This is a genomic window from Rhodococcus sp. NPDC127593, assembly GCF_042671975.1.
Taxonomy (GTDB): Bacteria; Actinomycetota; Actinomycetes; order Mycobacteriales; family Mycobacteriaceae; genus Rhodococcus_F.
Map to the genome: position 1 here is coordinate 13,771 of NZ_JBHXWI010000087.1, position 17,616 is coordinate 31,386.

The 17,616-nt window shown below is 66.6% G+C and carries 2 protein-coding genes; both read left to right on the plus strand.

The window, feature by feature from the left end:
• Positions 1-146 precede the first annotated feature (146 nt).
• Positions 147-15,782 carry an amino acid adenylation domain-containing protein gene (locus ACFVJ3_RS44415; protein WP_378458131.1) on the plus strand — a complete coding sequence of 5,212 codons (15,636 nt, stop codon included), beginning with the start codon at positions 147-149 and terminating at the stop codon, positions 15,780-15,782.
• A gap of 78 nt (positions 15,783-15,860) precedes the next feature.
• Positions 15,861-16,874 (plus strand): alpha/beta hydrolase, encoded by a 1,014-nt coding sequence (locus ACFVJ3_RS44420; protein ID WP_378458130.1) that lies wholly within the window; start codon positions 15,861-15,863, stop codon positions 16,872-16,874.
• Positions 16,875-17,616 lie beyond the last annotated feature (742 nt).

Consider the following 17,616-nt stretch of genomic DNA (forward strand, 5'->3'; position numbering starts at 1 on the left):
CGATAACTGACATACACCGCTCGAGTCCGAGACGTGTGGGGGACCCCGTCATCGGCGGCGGTGCTTCGGCGGGTAAATTCTCCGCCGGAAACAAATTGGGCGGTACTGGGTCCTGCGGGTGTTCGACCCAGGTGCTCAGGCTTGATGTGGAGAGCTGGAACAATCAGGTGTCATCGCTGGACAATCTCGATATCAGGTCTGCGCATACAGAGTCCGTGACCGGAGTAACTCCGGGGCAATCCGATCTCTTTCCTCTTTCTGCTGCTCAACGCGGTATCTGGTTCGCCCAGCACCTCCTTGGTGAGGTGCCGATCGCGATCGCTCAGTACGTCGAGATCGCTGATTTCGACCTCGACATCGACCTGCTGAGCGCGATCGGGCCGGTCGCGCTCAGGGAACTCGGCACCGGACTGCTTCGGGTCGTCGAGTGGGACGGTGAGCCGTTCCAGCAGATCGACGAGGCGCTCGCATTCGAGATGGCTCATCTCGATCTCCGGTCCGAAGACGATCCGCTGGTAGCCGCGCAAGCATGGATGCGCGCCGAGTACAGCAGCCCCATCGACCTCGTGAACGACCGGCTGATTCGCACGGCGATGCTGCGTCTCGCCGACGATCACTACTACTGGTACTCACGAATCCATCACATCGCGCTCGACGGCTTCGGTGCGATGACGTTCATGAACCGGGCAGCGGAGCTGTACACGGCAGCAGTGGAGGGGCGTGAACCGGCGACGTTCCAGGCCAGCGGATTGCGTGAGATCGTCGAGGAGGAGGCGCGCTATCGCACCTCCACCCGGTTCGAGAAGGACCGCACGCACTGGGCCGAGCGCAGCCGTGACTTCCCGCACCCGATCAGCCTCGCCGGGCGTGCCGCCGGCCTCGGCACCCCCTCGCTGGTGGCCAGCGCACCGCTGCCCAGCGCCACGGAGGTCGCGTTGCGGAGACTGCTCGAGCGGCAGCAGGGCGCGACATTCGCGGTCGCCGTGGTCGCCGCCGTAACCGCGTTCCTGTCACGCCTGACGGGCGAGGGCGATATCGTGCTGAGCCTGCCGGTCTCGGCGCGCACCACCGCGAAGCTACGCAACTCGGGTGGCATGGTGTCGAACGTGGTCCCGGTCCGCCTCCCGGTGCACGCCGAGACGACGTTCGCCGACCTGATCCGGCAAACGCAGCTGGAGTTGACCGGCGCGCTGCGGCATCAGCGGTACCGGCACGAAGACATTCGGCGGGACGCCGGCGTCGGGGGCGGTCGTCGCGGCTTCTTCGGGCCCTCGATCAACATCATGATGTTCCACGACGAGATTCGGCTCGGCCCCGCGATCGGCCGGCTCCACGTGCTGACCACCGGCCCGGTCGAGGATCTCGCCGTCAACATCTATCCCGGCGTCGCGGGCCACCCGGCGCACATCGACTTCGAGGCCAACCCCAATCTGTACACAGAGGAACAGCTCCGCAGTCACCACGCGCGGTTCCTCGAATTCTTCGCCGCCGTCGTGGAGTCTGCCGCTAGCGACCGCATCGGTACCCTCGACGTGCTTCACGCCGATGAACGCGCAGATCTGATCCCGTTCCACGGTCCCCAAATCGAGCCGTCCCGGCTGCTTCCGGAACTACTGGCCGACGGGGTAGCTGCCGCACCGAACGGCGCCGCGATCCAGGCGTCGGGTCGGGAGATCAGCTATCGGGATCTCGACGCGGATTCGAACCGGTTGGCGCGATTGCTGATCGAGGCGGGCGCCGGGCCGGAGACCTGCGTGGCGCTGAGTCTGCCCCGGTCGGCGGAGTCCCTCCTCGCGTTGTGGGCGGTTGCGAAGACCGGAGCCGCGTTCGTGCCGATCGACCCGAAACTTCCGACCGAGCGGATCACGCACATGCTCGCGGATTCGGGTGCGCTCGTGGGGATCACGCTGGATGAGCTTTGCCCGTCGTTGCCGGACACCACCCGCTGGATCGTCCTCGACGACGATACGGTGCGCGCGCGTTGTGCTCGTCTGTCCGATGCGGCGATCACCGACTGGGATCGGCGCGCCCCAGTGTCGGTCCACAACGCCGCCTACATGATCTACACGTCCGGCTCGACCGGTGTTCCCAAGGGTGTTGTCGTCACGCACAACGGGCTGGCGAACTTCGCGGCCACCGCCCGGCCGGAACTCGGTATCACCCGCGAATCACGAGTTCTGCGGTTCTCATCGGCCAGTTTCGACGCGTCCGTCTTCGAGATGATCCAGGCATTCAGCGCCGGCGCCACGATGGTCGTCGCACCACCCGAGATGTACGGCGGCAGCGAATTGGTCGATCTGCTGCGCGAACAGCGGGTGACCCATATCATTTCGGCTCCCACCGTGCTGAACACTGTCGACCCGCGTGGGCTCGAGCAGCTCGAGGCCGTGGTGGTCGGCGGGGACGTGTGTACTCCGGACCTCGTCGAGCGGTTCGGCGCGGTGTGCCGGTTCACCAACAGCTACGGGCCGACTGAGACGACGATTATCATCACGGTCGGCGAGCCGTTGATTCCGGGTGCGCCGATCACCATCGGTCGGCCGATCCAGGGCGCGAGCGTCGTGGTGCTCGACCGCAAGATGCGGTCGGTGCCGGTCGGGGTGGTGGGTGAGCTGTATCTCGCCGGTCCCGCGCTGGCCCGCGGCTACCACAATCGGCACACACTGACCGCGGAACGGTTCGTGGCCAACCCCTTCGGCGAGCCGGGTTCGCGACTCTATCGGACCGGTGACGAGGTGCGGTGGGTGCGCTCTTCGGGGGCGGGCGGCGACGACTACGCCCTCGAGTTCATCGGTCGGTCCGACTCCCAGGTCAAGATCCGCGGGTTTCGTATCGAGCTCGGCGAGATCGACGCGGCGCTACTGGCGCAGTACGGTGTCAATTTCGCGGCTACCGTCATCCAGCAGACCGCCGGTGGAACGGCGACCCTGGTTTCGTACGTGCGCCTGGACGCCGGCTGCGAATTCGATCCTGTTGCGATCGTCGAGGGCGTCGCAGCGGTCGTGCCCTCGCACATGGTGCCCTCGATAGTGATGCGGCTCGAGCATGTGCCGGTGACTGCGGCCGGCAAACTTGACCGCAGCGCGCTGCCACAGCCACATTTCGGTTCCCGTGAACACGAATTCCGCGCCCCGTCGACGTCGGCGGAGAAGCTGCTCGCTGACCTTGTCGCCGAGACGCTCGGGCTGGAACGGGTCAGTGTGGACGACTCACTGTTCGGGCTCGGTGGCGACAGCATCGTCGCGATGCAGATCGCGGCCCGTGCCAGAGCACTCGGACTCAGCTTCACCGCGCGGGCGGTTTTCGAGCACAAGACCATCGCCGCAATCGCCCGGGTAGCGGAGCAGGTGGAACCGGAATCAGCGGTGGTACTCGAGGAACTGGCCGGTGGGGGTGTCGGCCGTATCCCGCTGACGCCGATCATGTACTCGATGCTCGAGCGGGGCCCCTTCGTCGACTTTTCTCAAGCGCTGCTGCTGACACTGCCCGCCGATGTCGACTCGGATCGGTTGAGCGCGACGCTGGCGGCCGTGCTTGATCATCATGATGTGTTGCGCTCGAGGTTCTTCCACGACGGCAGTAGCTGGGTATTCGAAACCGTTGACACCGGATCCGTGGCAACCGACCGGCTGATCTCGCAGATCCCGGCGCCAGCTGCGCCGGGAAGTCGTGCGTTCAGCGAAATGGTGAGGGCCGAATATGCGGCAGCGGTGGGACGCCTCGACCCGGAGAACGGGATCATGCTGCAGCTCGTCTGGTTTGCACCGGACACCGTGCAGGCACGCGGCCGGTTGCTGATCGTCGCGCATCACCTGGTGGTGGACGGGGTGTCGTGGCGGGTGCTGTTGCCGGACTTCGCGATGGCGTGGCTTCGACTGGGTGCCGGACAGACCTCGGTGTTGGCTCCTGTGGGCACCTCGTTCCGCCGGTGGGCCCACGGCGTGCGGGACGCCGCCGACCGTGACACGCACGCCGGTGAACTAGCGCACTGGCAGCAGGTTCTCGGCGGTCGTGATCCGTTGATCGGCGCTCGTGCGATCGAGCCGGCAACCGACACCATGGCTACGACCGAGCGGGTTCACATCGAAGTCAGCGCCGCCGTGACGGAGACGGTGCTCTCGCATCTTCCGGACGTCTTCGGGTGCGGAGTCAACGATGGTCTCCTCTCCGCGCTGGCGCTGGCTATGGTCGAGTGGCGACGCTCGCGCGGTGTAGACGAACCATCTGTGCTGCTGACGTTGGAAGGTCATGGCCGCGAGGAAGACGCCGTGGCGGGCGCCGACCTCGCGCGCACCGTCGGTTGGTTCACCAGTGCCTTCCCTGTTCGGCTCGAGGTGCCGGTCGTCGAGCTGGCCGAGGCTTTCGAGGGCGGACACGCCGCCGGTGACGTCATCAAGGCCGTCAAGGAGCAACTCGTCGCCGTGCCCGCCCGCGGCGTCGGATACGGCGTGCTTCGGCACCTCGACGAGACCGCCGGGCCGATCCTCGCGGCGCTGCCGACGCCCCAGATCAGCTTCAACTACCTGGGCCGGCTCGGCGGGCAGCACCTTGCGGAGGAGTTGCAGGAACTCGGCTGGATGCCGGACCCGGAGACTCCGGACCTCATCGCGGCGAGCGGGTCCGCCATGGCGGTGGCGGCGGCAATCGACATCAACGCCGTTGTCGTCGACAGCCCCGAGGGGCCTCGCCTGGTGGCGTCGTTCGCCTACCCGAGCGGGGTGCTCCGGGATTCCGACGTCGCGACACTGGCGGATCTGTGGCGGCGCGCCCTCGACGGTCTCGCCGCCCATACGGCACTTCCGGGGGCGGGCGGTTTGACGCCGTCCGATCTGCCGCTGGTGTCGGTGGGCCAGCAGCAGATCGAGCGTTGGGAACGGCGGTTCCCCGCTCTGCGCGAGGTCTGGTCGTTGTCCCCGTTGCAGTCCGGGCTGCTGTTCCACGCCACTCTTGCCGCCGAGACTCTCGACGTGTACACCGCGCAACTGCGCATCGATCTCGAGGGTGCGGTCGACGCCATGCGGCTGCGCGAGGCGGCGTCCGGCCTAGTCGCTCACCATCCGGGCCTGCGGACCGCCTTCGTGTACGACGACGACGGAGTGCCCGCACAGCTGGTGGTCGACGATGTGGAGGTGCCTTGGGAAGAGGTCGATCTCGCCGGGACCGACACCGCCGATGTCGAGCTGATCCGTTTGCTTGCCGAGCACCGCACCGCCCGATTCGACCTGACCGCCCCGCCGCTGCTGCGGCTGCTGCTTGTTCGCACCGCACCCGAGCGTTACGTGCTTGCTTTGACGAATCATCACATCATTCTCGACGGCTGGTCGATGCCACTGCTGGTGCGCGAGCTGCTGGTTCGGTACGCCGCCGGAGGCGCCCCGGCCGCACTGCCGGAGCCGCCCCCGTACCGAACCTATCTGCACTGGGCGGCGAGCCGCGACACCGACGAATCGGCCCGCGTCTGGGACATCGCGCTCGACGGATTCGAAGAGCCCACACTGCTCGTGCCCCAGGCGTCCCCCACGCACTACGGTGTGCCGGGTGAGGTCGACGTCGCGCTGCCCGTCACGCTGATCGAGGCACTCACGGCCCTGACACAGCGCGGTGGGGTCACCATGAATACGGTGGTACAGGCGGCGTGGGGACTGGTGTTGTCCCGGCTGCTCTCCCGCGACGATGTCGTTTTCGGCACCACGGTCTCGGGTCGACCTGCGCAGCTGCCGGGCGTCGAGAACATGCTGGGGCTGTTCATCAACACGCTGCCCGTGCGAGTGCAGGTCGATCCGGGCGAAACCCTCGAACAGCTGCTCACCCGACTGCAGGACGAGCAGGCGACGCTGCTCGATCACCATCACATCGGGCTCGGTGACATCCAGTCGCGTGTGGGGCTGGGGAACCTGTTCGACACGCTGTCCGTGTTCGAGTCGTATCCCGTGGACAAGTCCGGATTCGACGAGCACACCGACATCGCGGGTATGCGTGTGACCGGCATCGATGCCCGTGATGCCACGCACTATCCGATCACTCTGCTGTCGATCCTCGAACCACGCTTGCGGCTGAGTCTGCGCTACCAGCAGGCAATCGTCGACCGCGCTACGGCAACGACGCTCGCGGCCCGCCTGACCCAGGTGCTCGAGACCATCGCGAGCGATACGGAGACGATGGTCGGTGCCCTCGACTTCTTCGCCGCGGGCGAACGAGAACTGGTCGTCGACATCTGGAACGCGACCGAACACCTGCTGCCGCGACTCACTCTCGCCGAGCTGTTCGACGCACAGGCGGCTCGCACCCCCGAGGCCCCGGCGGTCGAGTTCGGGGGGACGATGTTGTCGTACGCGGAGTTCGATGCCCGCGCGAATCGGCTGGCCCGGCACCTGATCGGTGCGGGAGTGGGTCCCGAGGCACTGGTCGGTATCGCGGTGCGCCGGTCGGTGGATCTGCTGGTGGGTATCTACGCGGTGATCAAGGCCGGCGGCGCCTATGTCCCGATAGACCCGGATCAGCCTGCCGAGCGCACCGCGTACGTGCTGGCAACGGCGGATCCGGTTCTGATCCTCACCACCACCGGCGACCGCGTGGCACTGCGTGCGGCCGCCCCGATGGTCGACCTCGACACCTTCGATGTGTCCGCCGAGTCCTCCGACCCGGTCGGGGACCGGGACCGGCTGGCGCCGTTGCATCCTGACAATCCGGCATATGTCATTTTCACGTCCGGGTCGACGGGCCGACCCAAGGGTGTCGCGGTGCCGCACGAGGGCATCGTGAACCGGCTGCTGTGGATGCAGCACCGGTACCCGCTGGGCGCCGGTGACGTGGTGCTGCAGAAGACTCCCGCGACGTTCGATGTGTCGGTGTGGGAGTTGTTCTGGCCGTTGCAGACCGGTGCGCGGCTGGTGATCGCCGAACCGGATGGGCACCGGGATCCCGTCTATCTCGAGCGGGTGATCCGCGAGCAGTCGGTGACCACCGTGCATTTCGTGCCGTCGATGCTCGCGGTGTTCCTGGCCGGCGCGCATGTCGAGGGGTGTGGTTCGCTACGCCGGGTGTTCACCAGCGGTGAGGCGCTCCCGCCTGCGACGGCGGCGGACCTGCACCGGGTGAGCGGCACAGAGCTGCACAACCTGTACGGTCCCACCGAAGCATCGGTCGACGTCACCGCCTACGAGACGCGGCCGGACGAGAGCGTCGTGCCGATCGGAGCGCCGGTCTGGAACACGCAGACGTATGTGCTCGACGAGCGTTTGCGTCCGGTTCCCGTCGGGGTGGCGGGGGAGTTGTACCTGGGCGGGCGTCAGCTGGCCCGCGGGTACCAGGGCCGGGCCGACCTGACGGCGGATCGGTTCGTCGCGAACCCCTTTGCGGCTGCGGGAGACGGCGGGGACGGTGCCCGGCTCTACCGCACCGGCGACCTGGTGCGGTGGCTGCCGAATGGGCAGCTCGACTACCTGGGCCGTACCGACTTTCAGGTCAAGCTTCGCGGTCAGCGCATCGAGCTCGGTGAGATCGAGGCCGTGTTGCTGCGGCACGACGATGTCGCACAGGCGGTGGTGGTGGTCCGCAACGACGGGTCCACCGGCGACTACCTCGCCGCGTACGTCGTACCCGCAGTCGGGGCGGCCGCGGACGAGCGCGCCGTCCTCGACTTCGCGGTGGCCCTGCTGCCCCGCTACATGGTGCCGTCGGCCCTGGTTGTACTCGAGGCGCTGCCGGTCACGGCGAACGGCAAGCTCGACCGCAAGGCACTACCGGTCCCCGAATTCGCAGGTTCGGCGGAGTACGTCCCGCCGAACACACCGACCGAGCATGCCCTGGCGGAAATTTTCGTGGACGTCCTCGGCCTCGACCGGATCGGGGTGTCGGACAGCTTCTTCGACCTCGGTGGCAACTCGCTCGTGGCCACGCGGGTGCTGGCCCGGATCAACGCCGAGTTCGGTGCGACGGTTACGGTGCGGGAGCTGTTCGAGGCGCCGACCGTCCGAGCTCTGGCAGCTGTGGTCGCTCGCGCGAATGTCGGCGCGCGACGGCTCCCCGTTCTCGCGGCCGGACCGAGGCCGGACCGGATTCCGCTGTCCCTGGCTCAGAACCGGATGTGGTTTCTCAACCGATTCGATCCGGGTTCCGGCGCCTACAACGTGGCAGCGGCCCTCCGGCTGTCCGGCACGCTCGACGTCGACGCACTCCGCCGCTCCGCCGCGGACATCCTCGAACGGCACGAGGCGCTGCGGACGATCTACCCCGACTCCCCGGACGGTCCGCATCAGGTGATCCTGCCGACCACTCACTCCGAGGCTGACCGGGACCTGCTGCGCGCGGCACCCGAGGTGGTGGACACCGATCTCGGTGAACGGATCCGGGAGTTGGTGGCCCGCGGATTCGATGTCACCACGCAGATCCCGATCGCCCTGACGTTGCTCCCGACCGGGGACCCGCGCGAGCACGTGCTGGTGATGGTGGTGCACCACATCAGCATCGACGGCTTGTCGATCCAGGTACTCGCCCGGGACCTGGTGCATGCCTACTCGGCCCGCACCGCCGGTGATCCGCCCTCATGGACCCCGCTGCCGGTGCAGTATGCGGATTTCGCCCTGTGGCAACGATCGGCGCTCGGGGACGAGGCCGACCCGGAATCCACGACGGCCACGCAGCTCGCGTACTGGTCCCGGCAATTGGCGGACGCCCCCGCCGTGCTGGATTTGCCCGCAGACCGTCCCCGCCCCGCGCGGGCGTCGCATCGCGGGATACGCACCGACTTCATCGTCGACGCCGATCTCACCGAACAACTCGTCACGTTGGGACGCGAGCAGGGCGCCACGATGTTCATGGTGCTGCACGCCGCCCTGTCGGTGTTGTTGGCGCGGCTGAGCGGGACCACCGACATCGCGGTGGGGAGCCCGATTGCTGGTCGCGGTGAACGGGCGCTCGAGGACCTGGTGGGCATGTTCGTCAACACGTTGGTGCTGCGCACTCGGGTCGACCCGGCGTGGAGTTTCATCGAGCTGCTCGCGCACACGCGGGCCACCGATCTGGCCGCCTACGACCACGCGGACGTACCGTTCGAACGTGTGGTGGACGCGGTCGCCCCGCCGCGGTCACCGGCATATGCGCCGCTGTTCCAGGTCGCGCTGTCATTGCAGAACCACGGCGTCGCGACCCTCGAACTGCCGGGCTTGCACATCGATCCGGTCGATCCCGGCCTGGACGTGGCGAAGTTCGACCTCGAGCTGACCCTGCGTGAGCAGGACGGCGCACTGGCGGCCTCGCTCGTCTCGGCCGCCGATCTGTTCGACGGGTCGACGTCAGCTCGATTCGCCGCGCGATTCGTCCGGCTACTCACGGGCATCGCCGCGGACCCGCGGGTGCCCGTCGGCGACATCGACGTGATGGGCAATGCCGAGCGGGGGCGGATGCTGGCCGCCGCGCAGCCGCAACCGCTGAGAGTGCCCGCGCGGACACTGCCGGACATTCTGGTGGCCGGCGTCGCGGCGAACCCGGGCGGTATCGCCCTGACCTGCGGCGGAGCCGCGATGACCTACGCCGAGCTCGACGCCCGATCGAATCGTCTGGCGCGGTTGTTGATCTCGCGGGGTGTCGGACCGGAATCGTTTGTGGCGTTGGCGTTCCCCAGATCGATCGAGTCGATGGTGGCGGTGTGGGCGGTCGCCAAGACCGGCGGCGGATTCGTGCCGGTCGACCCTAGCCTGCCGACCGAACGAATCGAGCGCATGGTTGTCGACTCCGGTGCTGTGATCGGCCTCACCAGTGTTCAGACGACTCGCCTGCCGGGGGAGATCGACTGGGTGGTGCTCGACGACGCGGGAGCACACGGTTCGTGCGGCGAGCATTCGGCGGCGGCCCTCACCGACGACGAGCGCACCGCTTCCCTCGAGCAGTCCAACGCGGCGTACATGATCTACACCTCCGGCTCGACCGGCGTACCCAAGGGGGTCGTGGTCAGCCATCGGGGGTTGGCGTCGTTCACTGCCGGCTCCCGCGAGGAGTTGGGATTGACGACCCGCTCTCGGGTACTGCGGTACTCGTCGTCGAGTTTCGATGCGTCGGTGTTCGAGATGATTGCGGGCTTCAGTGCCGGCGCGACGATGGTGATCGCGCCGCCCGACATCGTCGGCGGCGCCGAGCTGGCGGAGGTGCTCCGGATCGAGCGGGTCACCCACGTCATCACGGCGCCGGCGGCGTTGGGAACGGTCGACCCGGCAGGTCTGGGGGACCTCGAGACCGTCGTCGTCGGCGGGGATGTGTGCCCGCCGGAGTTGGTTGCGAAGTTTGCTCCGGGGTGCCGTTTCGTCAACAGTTACGGACCCACCGAGACGACCATCGTCATCACGATGACCGAAGTGCTGGCGGCGGGAGATCGGATCACGATCGGCGTTCCGATCGTGGGTGCCGGAGCGGTGGTCCTCGATGCGCGGCTGCGTCCGGTGCCGGCCGGGGTCATCGGTGAGCTGTATCTGTCGGGGAGTGGGCTGGCCCGGGGATATCACGCTCGCAGTGCGCTGACTGCCGCCCGGTTCGTGGCCAATCCGTACGGCGGCGTCGGCGAACTCATGTACCGCACGGGCGATGTGGTGCGGTGGACTCCCTGTGGAACGTTGGATTTCGTGGGTCGCAGTGACTCGCAGATTCAGTTGCGTGGTCTCCGGATCGAGCTCGGTGAGATCGAGTCGGCGCTGGTGGCCTGTGAGTCGATCGCGCAGGCGGTCGTGATCGTGCGCGAGGGTGACGTCGGCCAGCAGTTGGTCGGGTATGTGGTGCCGCCGAGCGGGCACACGGTCGACGTCGATGCGACGCGTGAGGTTCTGGGGCGGTCGCTGCCTCGGTACATGGTTCCGGATGCGCTGATGGTGCTCGACGCGTTGCCGTTGAGCACGAGCGGAAAACTCGACCGGCGTGCGCTGCCGAATCCACTCGTCCGTACGCGCGAATTCCGGGCGCCGACCAACTTCGTCGAGGAGACCGTGGCCGGGGTGTTCGCCGACGTCCTCGGGCTCGAGCGGGTCGGACTGGACGACGACTTCTTCGACTTGGGTGGCAACTCGCTGATCGCCACTCGGGTGATCTCCCGGTTGGAAGCGCAGCTGAACCTCAGGGTCCCGGTGCGGATGCTCTTCGAGGTGTCGACCGTGGCGGCCCTGGCAAGGCGCGTCGCGCAGCATTCCGGTGCCGGCGGCCGACCGGCATTGGCGCCGCGGCCCCGGCCGGAACGGATACGTCTGTCGCTGGCCCAGCAGCGGATGTGGTTCCTCAACCGTTTCGATACGTCCTCCCCGGCCTACAACATTCCGTTGGCGATTCGGTTGTCCGGGGATCTCGATGTGGCGGCGCTGCAGGCTGCGATACACGACCTGATCGGGCGTCACGAGGCGCTGCGGACGGTGTTCCCGGATTCGGATCAGGGGCCGACGCAGGTGATCGTGCCGTCATCGCAGGTGACGATCGACCTCACGCCGACCTCGGTCGCCGACGAGGACGAGCTGCGTGCCCGGGCGGCGGCAGTGGTGACGACGGGTTTCGATGTCACCGAATCGGTTCCCGTGCGCGCCGCCCTGTTCCGCAAGTCCGAGTCCGAGCACGTACTGGCGGTGGTGGTGCACCACATCTGTGCGGACGGGTTCTCCACGGGACCGCTGGCACGGGACGTGATGGTGGCGTATGCGTCCCGATGCGCAGGGCACGATCCGGGCTGGGTGCCGCTGGAGGTGCAGTACGCGGACTACACCCTCTGGCAACAGGAGGTTCTCGGGTCCGAGGACGACCCGGCGTCGCTGATCTCGCAGCAGATCGACTACTGGACCGACGCGTTGGCGGGTCTGCCGGACGTGCTGGCGCTGCCCACCGATCGCCCGCGCCCCGCCGTGCGGTCGGGCATCGGCGCCAGTGTCGAGTTCACGGTGCCGGCCGCGGTCGGCCACCGCCTCCATGGAGTGGCCCGCGACCAGGGTGCGACACCGTTCATGCTGGTGCATGCGGCCCTGGCGGTCCTGCTCGCCAAACTCGGTGGCACGTCCGATATCGCGATCGGGTCGCCGGTCGCCGGGCGCGGCGACGAGGCACTCGACGATCTGGTCGGCATGTTCGTCAACACCGTGGTGCTCCGGGCCGATTTCGTACCGAACCAGTCGTTCACGGAACTGCTGGGCCGAGTGCGCGACACCGACCTCGAGGCGCTCGCACGTGCCGAGGTGCCGTTCGAGCGGCTGGTCGAGAAGCTGAACCCGACACGATCGCAATCGTTCTCGCCGCTGTTCCAGGTGATGCTGGCGTTCCAGAATTTCACCCAGCCTGCGGTCGAGCTTCCGGGACTGACGGTGTCGGCACTCGACGTTCCGTGGGAAGCCGCGCAGTTCGACCTGTCGATGACCCTCGGCGAGCCGGCCGGCGGCGAAGGGGAGTACGTCGGCACGCTCGCCTACGCGACGGACATCTTCGACGCCGCGACGGTGCAACGGATCGCCGCGCAGTTCGTGCGGGTTCTGGGTGCCGTGGTCGAGGACCCGTCGGTGTCGGTGGGTGATATTTCGATAGTCGACGATGACGAGCGCAATCGGGTGCTGCGGGACTGGAACGACACCGGGCACCCGGTGCTGGAGAAGTTGCTGCTCGACGGGTTCGACGGGCAGGTGGCGCTGACCCCGGAGGCGGTGGCGGTGGTCTTCGAGGGCGAATCGCTGACCTACGCCGATCTCGCTGTTCGGGTGAACCGCCTGGCGCGTTATCTGATTTCGTCGGGTGTGGGGCCGGAGACGTTGGTGGCGTTGGGGATGCGCCGGTCGTTGGATCTGGTCGTGGGAATGTATGCGGTGGTTCGCGCGGGCGCCGGATATGTGCCGCTGGACCCGGATCACCCGGCCGATCGGGTGGGGTACATTCTCGATGCCGCGGATCCCGTGGTGATCCTGTCGACCCTACGCGACGAGTTCGCGGCGGCGGGGGAGAGGTCCGTCGTGCTGATCGACACCCTCGACCTGTCCGGATTCTCCGATGCGGCGATCTCCGACGCGGATCGTGTGGCGCCGGTGCATGCCGATGACCTGGCGTATGTCATTTTCACCTCGGGGTCGACGGGACGGCCGAAGGGTGTTGCGGTCACCCATCGCGCGATCGTCAATCAACTGGTGTGGATGCAGGCCGAGTACCGGATCGACGAGCACGATGTGTACCTGCAGAAGACGGCGACCACCTTCGATGTGTCGCTGTGGGGGTTCTTCCTGCCCTTGCGGGCCGGTGCCACCTTGGTGGTGGCGTCCCCGGACGGTCATCGGGATCCGGCGTATCTTGCGGCGACCATTGCCGGACACGGGGTAACGGTAACCGATTTCGTGCCGTCGATGCTTGCGGCCTTCGCCGGAGCGGTCCGGTCCCGGGATCTGGAGTCCCTGCGGGATGTGTTCGTCGCCGGTGAGGCACTACCGGCGTCGACGGTGCGTGACTTCGGCCGGGTGTCGAGCGCACGAGTCCACAACCTCTATGGTCCGACCGAGGCTGCGGTGTCGGTCACCTTCGCCGACGTGACGGGTACCGATGCACCCACTGCGGTGTCGATTGGTGTCCCGGAGTGGAACAGCCGGGTATACGTTCTCGATGGCCGGCTGAATCCGGTGCCATGGGGGGTGCCGGGCGAGCTGTATCTCGCCGGTGTGCAGTTGGCACGCGGATACCACGGTCGGGTGGATCTGACCGCGGATCGATTCGTGGCGAATCCATTTGGAGCAGCCGGGGACAGGATGTATCGCACGGGTGATCTCGTGTCCTGGGAGGCCGATGGTCGACTCCGGTACGTGGGCCGCACGGATTTCCAAGTGAAGCTCCGTGGCCAGCGAATCGAGCTGGGCGAGATCGAATCGGTGTTGCAGGCCCACGCGTCGGTGCTGCAATCAGCGGCATCGGTCGTATCGACGCCGACGGGTCAACACCTGGTGGGGTACGTGGTTCCGACCGCCGGCTCCGAGTTCGATCTCGATGCGGTGAAGGCGTCGGTGTCGGAGGTTCTACCGTCGTACATGGTTCCAGGGGCATTCGTGGTGCTCGATGCGTTCCCGCTGAATACCTCGGGCAAACTGGACCGCAAAGCATTGCCGGCGCCGATGTTCGAGGCCAAGCAGTTCCGGGCGCCGTCGACCCCCGTCGAGGCGATCGTGTCTGCGGTATTCGCGGAGGTGTTGGGAGCCGAGCGGGTGGGTGCCGACGACGACTTCTTCGAGCTCGGTGGTAATTCGCTGAGCGCCACCCAGGTCGCGGCCCGACTGGGTGCGGCGTTGGCGACGCGAGTGCCGGTGCGGGTGTTGTTCGAGGCCTCATCGGTGTCGGCTCTGGCGGCTCGAGTGGCGACACAGATGGGCGCCGAAGCAGGAATCGCCCTGGTGCCGCGGCCGAGACCGGCGCGCTTGCCCCTGGCACGGGCACAGCAGCGATCGTGGTCGGAGAACCGAGCCGACCCGAACTCGGCGAAGCGCAATCTGTCGATCGCACTCAGGATTACGGGAGCGCTCGATGTCGAGTCGCTGAACGCCGCGCTGGTCGATGTGGTGGTGAGGCAAGAGATCTTGCGAACCATCTATCCGGAGGTTGACGGCATCGGCTACCAAGAGCTGATGCCGCCGGACCAGATCGGCGTCGATATGGGTCCGGTGGCGGTCGACGGCGATGCCATCTACGCCCACGTTCTCGACTTCGTGAAGCAAGGGTTCGAAGTGACCCGGAACGTGCCGTGGCGGGCACGGCTGTTCCGAATCGCCGAGGACGACTACGTGTTCGCCTTCGTCATTCATCATATTTCCGCTGACGGCTACTCGATGGAACTCCTCATCCGGGAATTCATGACCGCGTACCTCTCCAGGTCAGCGGGAGCGCCACCGGTCTGGGCGCCGCTGCCCGCGCAATATGCCGACTACACGTTGTGGGAAGCCGAAAGGCTCGGTTCCCCCGACGATCCGGAGAGCCTGATGTCGTTGCTGGCGGAGTTCTGGACACCGATTCTCGAGGACCTTCCGCCCCTGCAGTTGCCAGCCGACCGGCCGCGCCCGTCGATCGAATCACACCACGGGGCGACTCTGACCCGGGACATCGACGCGGCACTGCATCAGGACCTGGTCGACCTGGCACACAGTGACGGCTCGACCTTGTTCATGGTGTTGCACGCCGCATTGCTGGTTCTGCTCAACGAACTTTCCGGTGCCACCGATGTCGCCGTTCTCACCCCGGTGGCGGGCCGGGGCGAACCCGAGCTCGACAACCTGGTCGGGATGTTCGTGAAATCCCTCGTCCTCCGCACCGAGGTCGATCCCGACCAGCAATTCACCCAATTGCTGGCCAGAACACGAGAGACCGACCTCGCGGCATTCGCCCGAGCCGATATTCCCATCGACACTCTGGCCGAGTCGCTGAATGCCGACCGTGACACGGCGTCGGGGCCACTGACTCCGGTGTCGTTTGCCCTGCAGAACTTCGGTGGCGAGTCCGCGCCGAACCGCCAGGCTGTCGAGTTCGGTGGTCTGTCCGTCAGCGAATTCGCCATCGACCTGGAGATCGCCAAGACCGATCTTCGCTTGACCATGGTCGATGGTTACGACGATGCCGGCGCGGCAACCGGGATCACCGCGGCCTTCACCTATCCGACCGATCTGTTCGACCATGCGACCATCGCCGGGTTCGCGGATCGGTTCGAGCGACTCCTCGCGGCATTCGTGGCCGATCCGTCGACGACGATCGGTGAGGTGCAGACTCTCCGGCCGACGGCGGCGGCCGAGAAGGCAGGGGCCGGAACCACGTGAACGGCAACGGGCGTTGTGGCTCGAGACAAGAGAAGGCGGAAATTCGGATGCAAGGACGTTTCACCACGGGGGTCTGGGATGCGTAGGCGATGGATTACGGGTGTGTTGAGTGCCGCGGCAGTGACGCTCGGCCTGGCGGCGGCGCCTGCGAGCGCCGCACCGGAGACAGCGCAGTCGGCGCCGGTTGCGAAAGTCGACCACATCGACAAGATCGACGACCGCCAGTGGGAGGTATTCGTCTACTCACCGTCGATGGACCGGGTGATCCCCTTGCAGGTGGTCCGGCCGTCCGACACCACCGTGGCTCGTCCGACGCTGTATCTGTTCAACGGTGCCGGTGGCGGGGAAGACGGCGCCAATTGGTTCAACCAGACCGACGTTCTCGGCTTCCTCACGGACAAGAATGCCAATGTGGTCATTCCCGCCGAGGGACGGTTCAGTTACTACACCGACTGGGTGAACGACGATCCGGAACTCGGGCGGAACAAGTGGACGACGTTCTTCACCCGTGAGCTCCCTCCCGTGATGGATGAGGCCCTCGGCGCCAACGGGATCAACTCGATCGCGGGTCTCTCGATGTCGGCCACCTCCGTGCTCGACCTGGCCATCCACGCTCCCGGCCTGTACCGGGGGGTGGCCTCGTACAGCGGATGCGCGCAGACCAGCGACCCGCTCGGGCAGGCCTACGTTCGAACGGTCGTCGACGTGATGGGCGAGGGCGACGTGCGGAACATGTGGGGCCCCTATGACGGACCCGGATGGCGCGCTCACGATCCGCTCCTTAACGCAGAGGGCCTTCGGGGACTCTCGCTGTACATCTCGAACGGCAACGGGCTCCCCGGCCCACATGAGAACCCTGCACTGGCGCGCACCCCGCAGGCGCCGCCGTTACCGGATCAGATCGTGGTCGGCGGCGCCATCGAGGTCGCGACCAACGTCTGTGCGCACCGTTTGGCGGAGCGCCTGCACGAGTTGGACATTCCAGCGACGTTCGACCTCCGGGACAACGGCACGCATTCGTGGGGCTACTGGCAGGACGATCTGCGATCGTCCTGGCCGCAACTGTCGGCGTCTCTCGGCTTGCCGGTGTAGTTCGTCGCGGCTTGGCCGGTACGTCGACAGCTGTGTCTTTGCCAGTCCGGCATACGGGGCGCCTGCGCGTCGACGACGAATATCCGTCGATCGTCTGTACCAACCTTGGCCGGTGTACTGCCTCTGGATATCGAAGAGCGCCTCCGAGTCGACCTCGGGGAGGTATCCGTGTATCTCGGTGTTGGGGTGAGGGCGTGGCTGTCCGGAGCGACATGTGTTGTAGGGGAACTTGTGAGGTCCCGCCAGGACTTCGTGAACCGGTGGTCATGCCCAGCACCTAGCAGGAGGGATGGCGACATGACTGTCAGTGATCCAATCACGGGACAGTTCACCAGCGAAATATGGTGGTGGTATTGGCTGTTCGTGAATACTGTTCATTCTGAATCCGCTCGGACAGACCATGTCTACGGCACGGTTTGGTGAGAACTCACCCAACCGCCGCCTGACTTCTTGTGATCCTGTCGTCGGACAAACGAAACCTACAGAACATCCGCCGGGCGGATGGGCCGCTGGATGAAATTTGACGAGATATACAGATCGCTCAGTTCGCATAGGTACGACTCCGTACTCGCTGGCGGGCAGAATGAGCAATTCTGGGCGGGGCGGTTGCAGACGGGTTGCTGTCATTCGCGTGAATGACCGGGGCATGTCAAGGGACATGTGGACGTCCCTGTAGGCGGACAGGTGGTGTCCCTGTGCGCGGACAGCTGATCTCCCTGTCGGCGGTCAGCTGATCTCCCGC